This is a genomic window from Mucilaginibacter yixingensis (genome assembly GCF_041080815.1).
GTDB classification, from domain to species: Bacteria; Bacteroidota; Bacteroidia; order Sphingobacteriales; family Sphingobacteriaceae; genus Mucilaginibacter; species Mucilaginibacter yixingensis.
The window spans coordinates 1,102,179-1,119,831 of the sequence record NZ_CP160205.1 but is presented as its reverse complement, the minus strand read 5'-3'; the positions used below and the strand labels follow the sequence as shown (position 1 = coordinate 1,119,831).

Sequence of the window (17,653 nt, the reverse complement as noted above, 5' to 3'; positions counted from 1 at the left end):
GCTAAATAAAATAAGTTCGCATAAACAACAAACCCGGTGCATTGGTCCATTGAACCAATACCTCCGGATTAGTAGGGCCAATGTTACCGGCCGATATAAATGGAGCGTTTGTTTAACTTTTCAAATCTTTCATACGATCCTCTTTGGTGGCGTGGTTTACCAGTACGATAACCGATATTACAGAAACAGCGACCAGAAGGGTAATTACAAAATTTATAACTTCGTGCATTGTAGAGTTCATAATCAATAGTTTTTTAGTGGTATTGAAACTAATACAATGGTCATGCCACACCTAAAAAAGGGCTAAAACACAGGATAAGCCACTTTTAAATGCTGAAATCGGGATTTTCGGCCAGATAATTCCCCAATATGGGGATATCGTAGCACGCAAGAATGCCCCCCAATACCTTACGTATTTTTTGGCTGGATAGGCTATTAGAGGACTGGATTTGGAGATGGAGACGTGAGGGGGATGTATTTTTAAAAAGTCTGAAAACGAGAAAAGCCTTTGCTGATAGCAAAGGCTTTTAGTTTTACATCCTCTTCGGATGATAAAGGTTGGCACCGACCTACTCTCCCACATTTTACTGCAGTACCATCGGCTCTGGCGGGCTTAACTTCTCTGTTCGGAATGGGAAGAGGTGGACACCGCCGATATAGGCACCTGAATATTTTTATGTTGATTGGTGAGTAGTTGATTTGTTAAGTGGTTGATTTTGTTAAGTAGTTTTAACCACTCACTCAATCCAACTTAATCAACTTATTCAACCCAATAACATTAACATGATTGAAAGAAGTAATAAAGAAAACGAGAGAACAACAGCATTGTTGTTTTGATTGTGGGTGCAGATTGCTCTGCACCCGTTATCTGTTACGAAGAAAGCTTCGGGCGATTAGTATTACTCGGCTATGATGTCACCACCTTTACACCTGTAACCTATCAACGTAGTAGTCTCCTACGACCCTCAATGGAAGTCTCATCTCGTGGCTAGTTTCGCACTTAGATGCTTTCAGCGCTTATCTATTCCCAACGTAGCTACTCTGCAGTACAGCTGGCGCCATAACAGATTCACTAGAGGTTAGTCCAACCCGGTCCTCTCGTACTAAGGTCAGCCCCACTCAAACTTCCTGCGCCCACAACAGATAGGGACCGAACTGTCTCGCGACGTTCTGAACCCAGCTCGCGTGCCACTTTAATCGGCGAACAGCCGAACCCTTGGGACCTTCTCCAGCCCCAGGATGTGACGAGCCGACATCGAGGTGCCAAACCTCCCCGTCGATATGAGCTCTTGGGGGAGATCAGCCTGTTATCCCCAGCGTACCTTTTATCCTTTGAGCGATGGCCCTTCCATGCAGAACCACCGGATCACTATATCCGTCTTTCGACCCAGCTCGACTTGTCTGTCTCACTGTCAAGCAAGCTTATGCTATTGCACTCCGCGTACGGTTACCAAGCGTACTGAGCTTACCTTTGAAAGCCTCCGTTACCTTTTTGGAGGCGACCACCCCAGTCAAACTACCCGCCAAACAATGTCCTCCACTTTGTGGAGTTAGACACCAAATACAGAAAGGGTGGTATTTCAACGTTGACTAACATACTCCTAGCGAAGCATGATCACAGTCTCCCACCTATCCTACACATCCTGTATCCGATATCAATGTTAAGTTGTAGTGAAGGTGCATGGGGTCTTTCCGTCCCGTTGCGGGTAACCGGCGTCTTCACCGATACCACAATTTCACCGAGCTCATGGCTGAGACAGCGCCCAGATCGTTACACCATTCGTGCAGGTCGGAACTTACCCGACAAGGAATTTCGCTACCTTAGGACCGTTATAGTTACGGCCGCCGTTTACTGGGGCTTCGATTCAATGCTTCGCCTTGCGACTAACATCCCCTCTTAACCTTCCAGCACCGGGCAGGTGTCAGGCCTTATACGTCATCTTTCGATTTTGCAAAGCCATGTGTTTTTGTTAAACAGTCGCCTGGGCCTTTTCACTGCGGCTGCATTTCTGCAGCGCCCCTTCTCCCGAAGTTACAGGGCCATTTTGCCGAGTTCCTTAGCCATGATTCACTCGAGCACCTTAGGATTCTCTCCTCGACTACCTGTGTCGGTTTACGGTACGGGGTTTTATAACCTGAAGCTTAGCAGGTTTTCTTGGAAGTCTGATTACCTGAACTATCCCATCCCCCGAAGGTTCCGAGTACTATCAGCTTTCAGCAAAAGATGCGTACTTAACTACATCTCCTATACCTACAGCCTTTAACGAACTATTCCGTCAGTTCGCGTCAGTTTCACTACTCCGTCACTGCATCGCAGTTATAAAACGTACTGGAATATTAACCAGTTATCCATCGGCTTCGCCCTTCGGCTACACCTTAGGCCCCGACTAACCCTGATCCGATTAGCGTTGATCAGGAAACCTTAGTCTTTCGGTGGGCGGGTTTCTCTCCCGCCTTATCGTTACTTATGCCTACATTTGCTTTTCTACAATCTCCACCACCGCTTGCCGCGTATAGCTTCACTGACTGTAGAATGCTCCCCTACCAGATGCATTACTGCAAATCCATAGCTTCGGTATAACGCTTGATGCCCGTTTATTATCCATGCCCGATCGCTCGACTAGTGAGCTGTTACGCACTCTTTAAATGAATGGCTGCTTCCAAGCCAACATCCTAGCTGTCTATGCAATCGGACCTCGTTAGTTCAACTTAGCGTTAATTTGGGGACCTTAGCTGATGGTCTGGGTTCTTTCCCTCTCGGCCATGGACCTTAGCACCCATAGCCTCACTCCAGCGTATATTATAAAGCATTCGGAGTTTGTCTGGATTTGGTAGGATTTGACTCCCCCGCACCCAATCAGTAGCTCTACCTCTTTATAACTCAACCGCCAGGCTGTTCCTAAAAACATTTCGGGGAGTACGAGCTATTTCCCAGTTTGATTAGCCTTTCACCCCTACCCACAAGTCATCCGGAAACTTTTCAACGTTTATCGGTTCGGTCCTCCAGTACCTGTTACGGCACCTTCAACCTGCCCATGGGTAGATCACAAGGTTTCGCGTCTACCTCCTCTGACTGCACGCCCTATTCAGACTCGCTTTCGCTTCGGCTGCGTGGCTTAACCACTTAACCTTGCCAGAGAAGAGTAACTCGTAGGCTCATTATGCAAAAGGCACGCCGTCACAGAACTTGTCTGCTCCGACCGCTTGTAAGTACACGGTTTCAGGTTCTATTTCACTCCCCTGTTCGGGGTTCTTTTCACCTTTCCCTCACGGTACTGGTTCACTATCGGTCTCTCAGGAGTATTTAGCCTTACCGGATGGTGCCGGCAGATTCCCACAAGGCGTCTCCGACCTCGCGGTACTCAGGATACTACTAGATCATTATCACTTACCCGTACGCAGCTTTCATGCTCTATGGCAGGCCTTCCCAGACCCTTCCGGTTCATTTTAATGTATCACATTGTAGTCCTACAACCCCATATTTGCCGTAACAAATATGGTTTGGGCTTCTTCCATTTCGCTCGCCACTACTCTGGAAATCACTATTGTTTTCTCTTCCTCCGCCTACTTAGATGTTTCAGTTCAGCGGGTTCGCGCTATGCAACTAACCTTCAGTTAGTTAGGTTTCCCCATTCGGAAATCTACGGATCAATTCATATTTGCTAATCCCCGTAGCTTATCGCAGCTTATCACGTCCTTCATCGCCTCTGAGAGCCAAGGCATCCCCCGTGTACCCTTTCTTACTTTCTTCTACTATACCGCTTTTGCTCGGTATAATATGCCTTTATTTGGTTGGTGAGTGGTGAGTTGTTAGTAGTGAGTAAACTCTCTATTCACTTCTCACGATTCACAACCTCTGTTGTTTTCTCGTTTTTTAATTACTTCTTCCAATATGTCAAAGAACTTTTTGCTTCCCATTTGAGTCATTGCGACTCGAAAAGCATCGTGGAGAATAACGGATTCGAACCGTTGACCCCCTGCGTGCAAGGCAGGTGCTCTAGCCAGCTGAGCTAATCCCCCAAGGTTAATGTTACTTATGTAGTCCCGAGCAGATTTGAACTGCTGACCCCTACATTATCAGTGTAGTGCTCTAACCAAACTGAGCTACGGGACTTTATTTCTTAGTTGCAGTATTTAGTTGCAGTCGCAGTATTTTATACTACTACTTACTACTGCTACTGCCACTTATCGTCCCGACTCTTTTTAGCCGGCCCAACTGATGGCTTCATCTTCCTGGGTTATATCTTTAAAGAATAAAATAAACATGAACAAAGCAGGCTGTCAATGTTATAGTCTCTGACTGACTTCTTGGAAATTCGCTCCAGAAAGGAGGTATTCCAGCCGCACCTTCCGGTACGGCTACCTTGTTACGACTTAGCCCCAGTTACCGACTTTACCCTAGGACGCTCCTTGCGGTTACGCACTTCAGGCACTTCCAGCTTCCATGGCTTGACGGGCGGTGTGTACAAGGCCCGGGAACGTATTCACCGCAGCATTGCTGATCTGCGATTACTAGCGAATCCAACTTCACGGGGTCGAGTTGCAGACCCCGATCCGAACTGTGAACCACTTTTTGAGATTGGCTTCCTGTTGCCAGGTTGCTGCCCTCTGTATGGCCCATTGTAGCACGTGTGTAGCCCCGGACGTAAGGGCCATGATGACTTGACGTCGTCCCCTCCTTCCTCTCTACTTGCGTAGGCAGTCTGTTTAGAGTCCCCACCATTATGTGCTGGCAACTAAACATAGGGGTTGCGCTCGTTGCGGGACTTAACCCAACACCTCACGGCACGAGCTGACGACAGCCATGCAGCACCTAGTTTCGTGTCCCGAAGGACTAGAGCGTCTCTGCTCTATTCACTAACTTTCAAGCCCGGGTAAGGTTCCTCGCGTATCATCGAATTAAACCACATGCTCCTCCGCTTGTGCGGGCCCCCGTCAATTCCTTTGAGTTTCACCCTTGCGGGCGTACTCCCCAGGTGGAATACTTAACGCTTTCGCTTAGACGCTGACCGTATATCGCCAACATCGAGTATTCATCGTTTAGGGCGTGGACTACCAGGGTATCTAATCCTGTTTGATCCCCACGCTTTCGTGCCTCAGCGTCAATCGCACTTTAGTAAGCTGCCTTCGCAATCGGTGTTCTGTGACATATCTATGCATTTCACCGCTACTTGTCACATTCCGCCTACCTCAGCTGCATTCAAGCCCATCAGTATCAAGGGCACTGCGATAGTTGAGCTACCGTCTTTCACCCCTGACTTAATAGGCCGCCTACGCACCCTTTAAACCCAATAAATCCGGATAACGCTCGGATCCTCCGTATTACCGCGGCTGCTGGCACGGAGTTAGCCGATCCTTATTCTTACCGTACATTCAGCTACTTACACGTAAGTAGGTTTATTCCGGTACAAAAGCAGTTTACAACCCGTAGGGCCGTCTTCCTGCACGCGGCATGGCTGGTTCAGGCTTCCGCCCATTGACCAATATTCCTTACTGCTGCCTCCCGTAGGAGTCTGGTCCGTGTCTCAGTACCAGTGTGGGGGGCCATCCTCTCAGATCCCCTAAACATCGTAGCCTTGGTAAGCCGTTACCTTACCAACTAGCTAATGTTCCGCATGCCCATCTTGTTCCTATAAATATTTGATCATTCTATGATGCCATAGTGTGATTTTATGCGGTCTTAATCTCTCTTTCGAGAGGCTATCCCCCTGAACAAGGTAGGTTACATACGTGTTACGCACCCGTGCGCCACTCTCATGAGGAGCAAGCTCCTCAATCCCGTCCGACTTGCATGTATTAGGCCTGCCGCTAGCGTTCATCCTGAGCCAGGATCAAACTCTCCATTGTAAAATGTTTTGTTTGTATCCAGACCCTAGTTTCTCTTAGGAAATTAGAAATCTGTTTGCGATAAGCCTAAGCTTATCATGTTATCTTTTGACAAATTTCCAGTCCTCAAAGTCTTTTGACAGTTCGCAATGTTTCGTTTACCTTCTAGTAAACTCTGCATCGCTCCCGCTTTGCTTCATGATTTATTTTATTCTCTTTATTCTAAAGAACTTTTTCCGGTGCCTCACGACTCCCTTTCTTATATCCTTATTCCTTACTTTCGCTTGGATTAATTCTATCAGTTTTTCATTTACTTTCGAGATTCGCTCTCTCAGTGTTTTTGTCCCGTTTTGTTTGGGATTGCAAAGGTAAGAACCTTTTTCTTATTTGCAAGAAGAAATTTTTATTTTTTTTCTCGCCCCTTTCTGCGTTTTTAGCTCCGTTTTTCAATTTCGCTTTCCCGCCGTTCGGGCTGCAAAGGTAGTCATCTTTTTCGCTTCTCCAAGAACTATTTTAAAATTCTTTTTTCTCTCTTTCAGGCTCGATTTCTTAAGATCTCTACACCCTACTTGCTCTCTCCCTCCGTCTCCAATCATTACTGATCTTCAACCAATTCTAACTCCTTTACCCTTCCTTCAAATAACAACCGCGATCCTTCAATTGCGGGTTGCAAAGGTACGCTCTTTTTCTACTCCTGCAAATCATTCTAAACTTTTATTCTAAACTATTTTATAAATAACTGTTTATCAGCTAGAATAATTACACCGCTGATTCTAACTGATGATTTTCTGATGATGGTGATTGAATTCCAGGCCCTATTCTCCCTATCTAATGACCTATTATAGGGCATATATTATAAATACCAGGTTCCTTTGGTATGAACGGGCAGCATGTTATCTTTATCTGTACCTACTACACTATATTATATATACTATGGAGACTTTGGGCAGTAATTATCTGGACAGCGTAATCAAACTGTTTCGTTATTATAAGGAACTGGCCGACCGGGCGGTGGCTGGGCTTAGTGACGAGCAGCTAAATTGGTTGTACAACGAGCAATCAAACAGTATTGCTACTATTATGAAGCATATTGCGGGCAACTCTATTTCACGCTGGACGGATTTTATGAATAGCGACGGCGAGAAACCGAACCGCGACCGCGACGGGGAGTTTGAACATACCGCAATGGATAAAGCCGTATTGCTGGAGTTTTGGCGGAAAGGCTGGCAATGTTTGTTTGATGCCGTCTCTGCGTTAACCGATGCCGATTTGCTACATATTATATATATACGTAACGAGGCGCACACCGTAACGCAAGCCATTAACCGGCAACTGGCCCACCTGCCCTATCATGTGGGGCAGATTGTTTTTGTGGCCAAAATGCTTTCTGGCGACGAATGGCGATCGTTAACTATACCGAAGAAAACCAGGATTTAACGAATTTGTGGGATTCACAAGATATCATAACATGCAATCCTGATATACCTTATATATACAAGAAAAAGCGAAATCCTGAAAATCTTATAGATCCGTTCAATTCTGGTTCCGCTCCTACCTAAACCCGATAGTAGCGTAAAGCCCACACGAAGCGCAGCGCAGGAGGACTTGCAGCGGATAGCGGGGCTATCGGGACCGAAGCAATACGACCGTTCGTTTTCAAAACTTCATCTCATTAATCTTAACTAAAACCTTTCCTCATCTTGCGTTAGTTAAAAGATGTTAAATAAGCATGGCCTTTATTTTGCGTTAAGGTGCGAAGCTTATATTTACCGCGAAATAAATAATTGACTGATTTACATTATTAACCTATCTTTGCAGGATGTTTAAAAAACAACTATTGTTTGTGTTGAGCGGAGCACTTGTGTTATCTGTTATGCTGGCCGGCTGTAAAAGCAGCTTTGAAAAACTGAAAGCCAGTAACGATAACAACAAGAAATACCAGGAAGCAATTAAGTACTATAACAAAAGAGATTACAGCAAAGCGCTGGAACTTTTTGATGACCTGGCGCAACGCTATCGCGGACAGACTGCTGCCGAGGACTTGTTTTATTACTACGCTTATACCAACTACAAACTAAAGGATTATACCAGCGCACGCTATCAGTTTAAAAACTTTGCTGATACTTACGGTGGCAGTCCGCGTGCTGAGGAGTGCCGTTTTATGGCGGCTTACTGTTTCTACCTTGATTCGCCGGTTTTCTCGCTTGATCAGGATAACACCACTAAAGCTATTGACGCACTGCAGTTGTTTATTAACCTTTACCCAAAGAGCGACCGTGTGGCCGAGGCCAGCAAGCTGATCCAGAACCTGCGTGATAAACTGGAGACTAAAGCGTTTGAAAATGCAAAGCTGTACCTGACCATTGGCGATTATCAATCGGCCGTTATTGCTTTTGGTAACGCGCTGCGCGATTTCCCGGATACTAAGTATGCCGAGGAGATGGATTTCTTAACCATCAAAGCGCAATATATGTATGCCAAAAACAGCCAGGAGATTCATCAGCAAGAGCGTTATGAGCAGGCCATTAGTTTTGCCGATCAGTTTACTGATAAATATACTGCCAGCAAGCTATTAAAAGATGCCGCTTCTTTAAAGAAAGATAGCCAGGATGGTATTACCAATGCTAAGCGTGTATTGGCCGAGGCCCTTACCGATGCGAAACTGGCCCGCAAGCTGGCTCGTAAAGACAGTGTGAGCAGGGCTACGCCACCGTCTGAAAAAGGTAACGAGAACCAAAAAATGCCATAATTGTTTAATCAGAGAGATCAATATAATTTAGATAAAGATATGTCGAATACTGCCAATAAATCTGCTGTTGCAAGCAGCACTGTAACCCGCGATTTACGCGAGCTGGACGCCAAAACAGATAACATCTATGAATCTATTGTGATTATAGGTAAAAGGGCTAACCAGATATCAAATAACATTAAAGAAGAGCTGCACCAGAAACTGTCTGAGTTTGCATCATCAAACGATAACCTGGAAGAGGTTTTTGAAAACCGTGAGCAGATTGAAATTTCTAAACACTACGAGCGTTTGCCAAAACCTACGCTGGTAGCTATCCAGGAGTTTCTGGAAGAGAAGGTTTACTACCGTAACCCAACTAAAGAGAAAGATCAGCAATAATTAAAGCTGTATCTTAACAGATATAAAGCCGCACGGGATGACCGATGCGGCTTTTTTGTTTGCCACGCCCACATCGAGCCCGGCGTTTTACAACAATTTGGTATATAAAACCCTCTTTGTTTCTCCTCTATTATCGAACCAAAGGCTTAACTTGCGGTTAATCATTAAATATCTATAGTAAAAAGCTTTCTGGCAGAACTGCCACAGTATCTCACTTATTACACTGCCGTAACACCTGCCCGCGGCTTTTTACATAATTTAGGTTGTAATAATTTCCAAGTATGATAACCAACAACAACGGCGCCACCAACGCCCAGACGGCCACTTTTGGCAACGGGTGTTTTTGGTGCACCGAGGCGATTTTTCAAACCGTAAAGGGCGTGCACACGGTAACATCTGGCTATACCGGTGGCAAAACCCTTAATCCTACTTATATGGAGGTGTGTAATGGCGATACCGGTCATGCCGAAGCCATTCAGATTGAATATGACGAAAACCAGATTGGCTACGATGAGTTGTTACTAATCTTTTTTAAAACTCATAACCCAACCACACTTAATCGCCAGGGTAATGATGTGGGCACGCAATATCGCTCTGTCATATTTTATCATAACGATGAGCAAAAGGCCAAAGCCGAAGCCATGATTAAACGCTTGACCGACGAGCGGGTGTTTGAAAAACCTATTGTAACGCAAGTTGCACAGGCTGGTACTTTTTATAAAGCCGAAGATCATCATCAGAATTACTTTATGGCCAATACCACGAAACCTTACTGCATGGTGGTTATACAGCCCAAACTCAACAAGTTTGCCAATGAGTTTACAGAAAAAATCAAACCAGAGCTATTGCAATAATTAATTTTTTATATCTATTTTTAGATATGCAAACTTTGAATATTAACTTGCCCGATAGTGTAGACATATCCAATCAGGATGTGTTGAACGCTATTGCTACCCGGTTATATGATACCGGCCGGCTTAGTTTGCAGCAGGCAGCCCATCTGGCCGGCCTTTCTGAAGCTGATTTTATTGAGGATCTGATGGGGCAAAGTCTTGATGAACTCTCTGTAAAACTATATCGTTATTAACCCATATCAGGGTAAGCTATTCTTTCTATGAAAAAATTATCTGTTTTGTGCCTGGCTATGCTTGGCTTAGTTTTAAATCTATGCGCGCAGACCCCAGCCAATCAACTTTCAACTACTAACGGCGGCAAGGTTTGGGCGTCATTATGGCAACAACGCTCTGCCGAGTATAAGGCGCTGTGTTTTCAGGCCTATAATATTGCGCGCTTGCGTTTGGATGAAGCCATACACGATCATAAAAAAGGCGGCAAGCCGCTGGCGGTGGTGACAGACATTGACGAGACGCTGCTGGATAACAGTCCGGAGGATGCCGCCCGCGCCATAAACAACCAGGAGTATAACACTAAAGCCTGGAAAGAGTGGACCGCCAAAGGCATTGCCGACACCGTGCCCGGTGCCCCAGCATTTTTTAAATATGCAGCCAGCAAAGGTGTAGCAGTATTTTATATCACCAACCGTGATGAAGATGAGCGCGAAGGGACCATGAAAAACTTGAAGACTTATGGCCTGCCTTATGCAAACCAGGCACATTTAATTTTAAAACAGGGCACCTCATCAAGCAAGGAAAGCCGCAGACAGGATGTGCTGAAAAACTACAACATTGTGCTGCTCTGTGGCGATAACCTGCCTGATTTTACCGCACTGTATGACAATCACCCCACCGAGCAAAAACGCGAAGAGGTAACCCGTCAACTGATGAAGCAGTTTGGCAGCAAATACATTATCATTCCCAACCCTACTTATGGCGATTTTGAGGGTGCGCTCTTCAACTTCAATTACAAGTTAACACCGGCACAAAAAGATTCAGTAATCAAGTCGGTTTTGAAAGTGGATTAATTAAGGAGGTGCAAGGCGGCTGGCGACAGGCTTTTAATTTAGAGACGCAGTACTTTACGTCATTATTTGATAGATTTTTATTGTGCTAACAACAAGCCCCAAAGTATTGCGGCTCTACAAAAACCAATCATCCATCACCCTCTTTAACAAAAAAATAAACTCCAAAAAGCTTAAAATGTTAAGAAAAGGGTATCTTTAAATCATTCCTATTACAACCTTTTTTTGGCATGACAGTTATTGAAAACGACTTTCTGAAAGCCACCATAAATCCAATTGGTGCGCAACTATCTTCTTTAATTAATAAGGCAACAGGCACTGAGCTGATGTGGCAGGCTGATGAAAAATTCTGGCCTTGGCACGCTCCAAATCTGTTCCCGGTAATCGGCTCGTTGATCAACAACCAGATCATTGTAAACGGTAAGCCTTATACCATTGAAACACGCCACGGCTTTGTGCGAGTATCTGACATGCTGCCGATAGAAACTACCAGCAGCCAGGCTAAATTTTCATTACCATACAACCAGCATACGCTGGAGATGTATCCCTTTAAGTTTGAGTATCAGGTAATTTATGATTTGATAGACAACGCCCTGCGCGTTACCTACAAAGTAATTAACCTTGATGCTGGTTCTATTTATTTCTCGGTTGGCGGTCACCCGGCATTTAATGTGCCTTTCCACGCCGGCGAGAAATATGAAGATTATTACCTGGACTTTGAGGTTGAAGAACCACTGGTAGAACACCTGCTTAACACCGAAGGTTTCTTTAACGGCGAAACCAGCCCTGTGAAGCTGGATGGCAAAAAGCTGTTCCTTACCCGCAACCTGTTTGACCATGATGCGCTGATTTTCAAAAATCTGAAATCGCGCCAGGTGACCATCCGCAGCACACAGCACGATGAGCACATTACGGTAGATTTCCCGCATTTCAATTACCTGGGCATCTGGGCAAAAACCGGTGCCGATTTTGTATGCGTTGAACCATGGCTGGGCTGTGCAGACTCTGCCGGTGAGCCAAAAGAGCTAAAGCACAAAGAGGCTATCCAGAAACTAGACCACGGTCATGTTTTTGAGACAGCATTTTTTGTAAGCATATAAACACCCAAAAACGGAGCCTGGCCAATAGCCAGGCTCCGTTTTTATATTAAACCGTAACCATCACACCCCTTATAACCTTACATGAAAAAGCATCTCCTGCTTGCGTTTTTGCTGTACATGGTGATACCGGCAACAGCGCAGAAAATCACTTATCAAAAATCGCTCAGCGCGGCCATGGCTGCTATTGATGAGAACCATCCTTTTGTGTTTATTACCATTAACGCCGGCGGCAACCCGCATTATAAATTAAAAAATGCGATAGAAACACCCGAGGTAATTAAAAAGATCAACGATAACTGTATCAGCTACCTGGCTAAATCTTATGACTCGCTCCCCGCGCCTATCAGACATTTCCACTCTGACATATACCCGGTTTATCTGCTGGTTGACGCGCGCGGTAATCTGGCCAATGCATCGTTGGGTATTTCAGATCTGTCTGAGCGTTATTTAACCTTTGTAGATAAAGCCAAAGACCGGCTGGCATCGGGCCAAAATGTCAGTGCTTATCTTGACCGTTTCAGTAAAGGCGACCGCAACGCACAGTTTCTGCGCAGCTTTATTTCCCTGAAACAAAGCATGTGGGATTTTGACAACGCCGATCTGCTGAATGCTTACGCCGATCAGCTAGCCGTAAAAGCGTTTGATAATTATGCCACCGTTATGTTTATGCTGCGTGCCGGCCCCATAGCAAACAGCAAGGCGTATACGCTTACCTTCAGCAACCGTAAACTGATAGACAGCATCTACAAAAACGGCAATCGTACAGAAATGTCATCCATCAACGCACGCATGATAACCAACTCGCTTCATGCAGCTATTGATAAACATGATGCTACTATAGCCCAGGCCACCAGCAATATGCGTTACCAGATATTTATAAAAAGTGGCTTTCGGTATAGTAACGTAGCCAGTCGGGATATGCAACAGACGATGATTGATTATTATGCTGCTGTAAAAGATACCGCATCATACCTTAATCAGGCCGACAACTTTTATGACATCTATTACATGCACATTGGTGCCGACTCAATAAAGAAGATTGATGAGGCACGTAAGCTGGCCATGCAAAAATTTAAAGAACTCAGATCTACGCCGCCTGCGGGGCAAACCGGGCCACCGCATTATGAGGTTACCGGCTATTTCAAAAACTTTAATCCGGATTATGCGCTTAACGAAGCTGCCTGGCAATATTACCTAAGCGGCACCACTAACCCACAACACCTAATGCATGCAATTTTGTGGAGCAAGCACACTATTGCTATCAGCCCTAAATCAGAGTATTACGATACCTTGGCCCACCTGCTTTACCGCATGGAGTTTTATGCCGAAGCTGTTGAGCAACAAACCAAGGCCGTAGAAGTGTCTAAAAAAGACAAGGCAAATAAATCGCGGACAGAAAGTCTAAAAAAAGTTTTGGATAAAATAAAAAGTCGTACCTTATAGGTATAAACCAACACCCAAGATTAACTTCTTTATTGCAGCAAACATTCTATGGCGTAGGCGCATTGTATTAGAAATGGTCACACTTTAATTTCCGGGACGAATGAAGAGAAAGATTTATCTGTTAGTAAGTATCCTGATGCTCAGTCTGGCGGCTTTTAGCGCTAAAGCTGGTTCGCTTGAACCGAAAACCCTGGACAAAGAGACAATTGCTAACATGACGGAGGAGCAAAAGCAGGCACGGATTGAGGAAATTAAAGAGCGCGTTGAAGAAATTCGCGCGATGGACAAATCTAAAATGAGCAAAACAGAACGCAAAGAACTGCGTGTTGAGCTGAAAGAGATGAAGAAAGAAGCGCAAGCCCTAGGAGCTGGCGGCATTTACCTATCGCTTGGAGCAGTCATCGTTATTATCCTGGTGCTGATTCTGATACTTTAAAACTGAAATAACATTAAATTTTTTATACTTGAAGGCGCGCTTTAAACAGCTCGCCTTCTTTTTTTACATCAATTTGCCAGACCCCTATTATTATGAGTGACTCAACCAAACGCTTTACCGACCGCGTAGATAGTTATGCTAAATACCGCCCCGGCTACCCTGATGCAGTACTGAAACTTTTACATGATAAATGCGGGTTAACTAACCACGCAACGATAGCCGACGTTGGTTCTGGCACAGGCATTTTCTCGCAGCTATTGCTCAATGACGGTTATACCGTTTACGCCGTTGAACCCAACGATGCCATGCGCAATTTTGCGGCGCAAGAACTGGGAGCAAATAAAAACTTCCACTCCCTGAACGGCACAGCCGAAACTACCGGCCTGAAAAATAACAGCGTTGATTTGATTACCTGCGCACAGGCCTTCCATTGGTTTAACCCACACCCTACCAAAGAAGAATTTAAGCGGATACTGAAATCAGGCGGACAGGTAGCCCTGATCTGGAATAACCGGGACGTAGAGGGCGATGAATTTTCGATAGCTTATGAATTGCTGCTACAGCAGGAAGGCACCGATTACAAACGCGTAAATCACCAGAATTTAAAAGAGTCGGATTTTGCGGCCTTTTTTAAAGACGGCAAGTACACCCTCACCCGTTTCCCTAATCATCAGGATTTTGATGAAGAAGGATTGATTGGCCGCGCATCCTCATCATCATACGTACCAACGCCCGATACCGAGCAGGGGCAGCAATTTTTTCAGGATTTGAAAGCCATTTTTGCAGCCCACCAGGTAAACGGCAAAGTGCGCGTGAAATATCAGACTGAGGTTTATCTGGGCGAGGTGTAATGTATCCTTTGCTGTCATTGCGAGGAGCAGCAAGGGAAAAGCGTCGGGGTGACTAAGCAATCTCGTCACATTCACATCGGACATGCATATCCGAATATCTTACGACGAGATTGCTTCGTGCCTCGCAATGACAAACACTTTATAAGGGACGAAGTTCAGGCTGGTTAAAACAACCCTAACTGACCGCTATCATCAGATTTGTCTTTATCATTCAGATCGATATCATCCGGATTGGTAATCTCAAAATCAACCTTCTTCGGGCTTGGCTCTGCCGATACCTGCGGTTCAGCATTTGGCTGCGCATCCTCGCCTGTTTTATCTTCAGGGGTGATGGTGATATTGGTATCATCTACACTATTTGGTTCCGGATCCGGCACGTCGTTCTCATCGTCATGCTCGCTGATGAGTGTTACTTTCTCAACCGTATGCGCCGAAAGACGATTCCCCATAGCTTTCATCCCTTTCACATCAATCAAATCGGCCAGGTTTAGTTCAACCGTTTCAGCTGCCTGTGCTTTACCTTTCAATTGCTCTACAGATACCACAACCTGAGCAGCGCCTGAGATGAGCACCATTTTTGAACCACCTTCATCACTAATAAAGCTGGTTTGTTTGCCAATGGCTATATTTTCAAACGTGAAGCGTTTAACCAGGTAGTTTTTAGACTTACCATCATAATGCACCACGCTGTAAACTTTCTCAGGATTGTATTTTTCGATCGACAGCATTTTGTCGTCAAAGTGGTTATTCAGATCAAAACTAGCCAGTTCATAGCTACCATTGCCAAAAACAGTGAGCACTTTATCTTCTCCGTCAAACTCGCCCAGGTATTTACCACGACCGTCAGCATTGAGGCGTTTCAGCACATCATCAAACCAGATCTTGCGCCCAGCCAGGGTTGATACACCTTTGCTTTTCAGCACAATCTTTTTAACCGGATACTTGGTCAATATGTTCCCCATAGAGCCACGCCCTTTAATGGCCAGCTCTGCAAAATCCTCATCAAACTGAAGCTTCTTTAATTTAGAATGGGGCTTGAGCTGGATGTTCACCACCTCGGCCTCGCCATTAGGGTTGGCACTGAAGTAAAGTAAACGACTGCCTTTGGTGCCTTTGGTAAGATCGTACTCCTTATCGCGGGTTACCCCTACCACGCTGAAACGTTTTACATAAGTAATGCCGCTCTCGCCATCCTTGTAGATCATGTTGTAAACCGTGCGCTCGTCGTTCTTTTTAAACACGGCTACATGGACGATATCCTTACCAACAAACACTTTCTCCTGTACCTTAGTTACCGTAAACTTACCATCTCCGCGGAACACAATAATCTCGTCAATATCCGAGCAATCACCCACAAACTCATCCTTCTTCAAGCCGGTACCAATGAAGCCATCTTCGCGGTTAACGTATAATTTCACGTTAGCCAACGCTACCTGGGTGGCCTCAACCTTGTCAAACACTCGCAATTCGGTTCTGCGCTCGCGGTCTTTACCAAATTTGGCTTTCAGGCGCTCAAACCAGTCGATAGCGTATTGAGTGAGATGTTTGAGATTATGTTTGATTTCTTTGATTTCCTCTTCCAGCGCCTTCATCTGCTCATCCGCCTTTTTCACGTCAAAGCGGGTGATGCTACTCATTGGCTTATCAATCAGCCTTTTATAATCTTCAGAAAGTATAGGGCGATAAAACTGTGAGAGGAAAGGTGTAAACAATTTGTTCAGCACATCAACCACTACCTCAAAGTTACCCGAGTTTTCATACTCCGGATTTTTATACATCCCTTCCTGGATAAAAATCTTAAGCAACGAGCTGAAGAAGATCTTCTCTTTCAACTCATTCAGCCTGATCTCCAATTCCTGCTTCAGCAGATCTTTGGTATTCAGCGTGCACTCTTCCAGAATATCGTTCACACTCATAAAGTGCGGCTTATCATCACGGATAACACAGGTATTTGGAGAGATGGAAACCTCGCAATCGGTAAAGGCGTAAAGTGCATCAATGGTTACATCGGGCGAAATACCCGGCGCCAGGTGCACAATAATCTCTACCGTTTTGGCGGTGTTATCTTCAATCTTTTTGATCTTGATCTTACCCTTATCGTTAGCGCTGATCACGCTGTCAATCAATCCACCGGTGGTGGTACTGAAAGGGACTTCGGTAATGGCAAGCGTTTTTTTATCGCGCTCCACGATGCGGGCACGTACGCGCACACGGCCACCACGCTGTCCTTCATTATAGGCAGAGCAATCGGCCATACCGCCCGTCGGGAAATCCGGCATCAGGTTGGCACGGTTGCCTTTCAGTATCTCGATCGAAGCATCCAGCAGCTCTACAAAGTTGTGTGGTAAAATCTTGGTGGCCAAACCCACGGCGATACCCTCTGCCCCCTGGGCCAGTAGCAGCGGAAACTTAACCGGCAAGGTGATAGGCTCTTTATTACGGCCATCATAGCTGGCCTGCCAGTTGGTGGTATCGGGGTTAAAAACTACTTCGTTAGCAAATTTAGATAAGCGCCCCTCAATGTAACGCGGCGCAGCGGCCGAGTCGCCGGTGAGGATGTTGCCCCAGTTACCCTGGGTATCAATCAGCAAATTCTTTTGCCCAATCTGTACCATGGCATCGCCAATAGAAGCATCGCCGTGGGGGTGATACTTCATGGTGTTACCAATAACGTTGGCGGCCTTGTTAAAACGTCCGTCGTCCATCTCCTTCAGCGAGTGCAGGATACGGCGCTGAACGGGTTTCAAACCATCATTAATGTGCGGTACGGCACGGTCAAGAATTACATACGATGCGTAATCCAGAAACCAGTTTTCGTACAGGCCATCAAGAGAGGTAATGTTATGGAGCTTGTTATCTTCGGAACTGTTTAATTCGTCAGGGCTTAGATCTTCACTCATGCGTAGCTAAAAAATAGATGGGTAAATATAAGTATAGCCCGATGTTTTAAGG

12 protein-coding genes, 2 tRNA genes and 3 rRNA genes are annotated in these 17,653 nt (G+C 45.4%); 10 read left to right on the top strand and 7 right to left on the bottom strand.

Annotated features, from left to right (window positions below; genetic code table 11):
• Positions 1-112: 112 nt before the first annotated feature.
• The 6 genes from ABZR88_RS04700 to ABZR88_RS04675 form a co-directional block, all read right to left on the bottom strand.
• Positions 113-241 (bottom strand): hypothetical protein, encoded by a 129-nt coding sequence (locus tag ABZR88_RS04700; protein WP_281260218.1) that lies wholly within the window; start codon positions 239-241, stop codon positions 113-115.
• Positions 242-556: 315 nt separating this feature from the next.
• Positions 557-668: ribosomal RNA gene (gene rrf, locus ABZR88_RS04695) — 5S ribosomal RNA — on the bottom strand.
• Between the two features lie 205 nt (positions 669-873).
• Positions 874-3,751 (bottom strand): 23S ribosomal RNA (locus ABZR88_RS04690).
• A gap of 195 nt (positions 3,752-3,946) precedes the next feature.
• A tRNA-Ala gene (locus ABZR88_RS04685) sits at positions 3,947-4,020 on the bottom strand.
• Between the two features lie 19 nt (positions 4,021-4,039).
• Positions 4,040-4,114, bottom strand: a tRNA-Ile gene (locus ABZR88_RS04680).
• Between the two features lie 211 nt (positions 4,115-4,325).
• Positions 4,326-5,847 (bottom strand): 16S ribosomal RNA (locus ABZR88_RS04675).
• Together the 16S, 23S and 5S rRNA genes with 2 tRNA genes alongside form the textbook arrangement of a ribosomal RNA operon.
• 912 nt (positions 5,848-6,759) lie before the next feature.
• Here ABZR88_RS04675 and ABZR88_RS04670 point away from each other — a divergent pair.
• From ABZR88_RS04670 to ABZR88_RS04625, 10 genes are all read left to right on the top strand, one after another.
• The gene (locus ABZR88_RS04670; protein WP_211309847.1) at positions 6,760-7,263 is read left to right on the top strand and encodes a DUF1572 family protein; all 504 of its coding nucleotides are present in this window, start codon (positions 6,760-6,762) and stop codon (positions 7,261-7,263) included.
• Between the two features lie 382 nt (positions 7,264-7,645).
• Positions 7,646-8,575 carry an outer membrane protein assembly factor BamD gene (locus ABZR88_RS04665; protein ID WP_107830167.1) on the top strand — a complete coding sequence of 310 codons (930 nt, stop codon included), beginning with the start codon at positions 7,646-7,648 and terminating at the stop codon, positions 8,573-8,575.
• 39 nt (positions 8,576-8,614) lie between these two features.
• Positions 8,615-8,953 (top strand): DNA-directed RNA polymerase subunit omega, encoded by a 339-nt coding sequence (locus ABZR88_RS04660; protein ID WP_107830165.1) that lies wholly within the window; start codon positions 8,615-8,617, stop codon positions 8,951-8,953.
• Between the two features lie 281 nt (positions 8,954-9,234).
• Positions 9,235-9,807 (top strand): peptide-methionine (S)-S-oxide reductase MsrA, encoded by a 573-nt coding sequence (msrA, locus tag ABZR88_RS04655; RefSeq protein ID WP_107830164.1) that lies wholly within the window; start codon positions 9,235-9,237, stop codon positions 9,805-9,807.
• A gap of 26 nt (positions 9,808-9,833) precedes the next feature.
• On the top strand, positions 9,834-10,040 hold the full coding sequence (locus tag ABZR88_RS04650) for a UPF0175 family protein (RefSeq protein ID WP_107830162.1): 207 nt from the start codon (positions 9,834-9,836) through the stop codon (positions 10,038-10,040).
• Positions 10,041-10,067: 27 nt separating this feature from the next.
• Positions 10,068-10,874, top strand: coding sequence for a 5'-nucleotidase, lipoprotein e(P4) family (locus tag ABZR88_RS04645; RefSeq protein ID WP_107830160.1), 807 nt, complete (start codon positions 10,068-10,070; stop codon positions 10,872-10,874).
• A 227-nt stretch (positions 10,875-11,101) separates the two neighbouring features.
• Positions 11,102-11,971 (top strand): aldose 1-epimerase family protein, encoded by an 870-nt coding sequence (locus ABZR88_RS04640; protein ID WP_107830158.1) that lies wholly within the window; start codon positions 11,102-11,104, stop codon positions 11,969-11,971.
• 81 nt (positions 11,972-12,052) lie between these two features.
• Positions 12,053-13,414, top strand: coding sequence for a hypothetical protein (locus tag ABZR88_RS04635; RefSeq protein ID WP_107830156.1), 1,362 nt, complete (start codon positions 12,053-12,055; stop codon positions 13,412-13,414).
• A 100-nt stretch (positions 13,415-13,514) separates the two neighbouring features.
• Positions 13,515-13,850: a hypothetical protein gene (locus ABZR88_RS04630; protein ID WP_107830154.1), complete on the top strand. Its 336-nt coding sequence runs from the start codon at positions 13,515-13,517 to the stop codon at positions 13,848-13,850.
• A 92-nt stretch (positions 13,851-13,942) separates the two neighbouring features.
• Entirely contained in the window at positions 13,943-14,701 is a 759-nt protein-coding gene (locus tag ABZR88_RS04625) for a class I SAM-dependent methyltransferase (RefSeq protein WP_170113654.1), read from the top strand.
• A gap of 164 nt (positions 14,702-14,865) precedes the next feature.
• Here ABZR88_RS04625 and ABZR88_RS04620 read toward each other — a convergent pair whose 3' ends face one another.
• Positions 14,866-17,601, bottom strand: a complete 2,736-nt coding sequence (locus ABZR88_RS04620; RefSeq protein WP_107830150.1) for a DNA gyrase/topoisomerase IV subunit A — start codon at positions 17,599-17,601, stop codon at positions 14,866-14,868.
• Between the last annotated feature and the right edge of the window lie 52 nt (positions 17,602-17,653).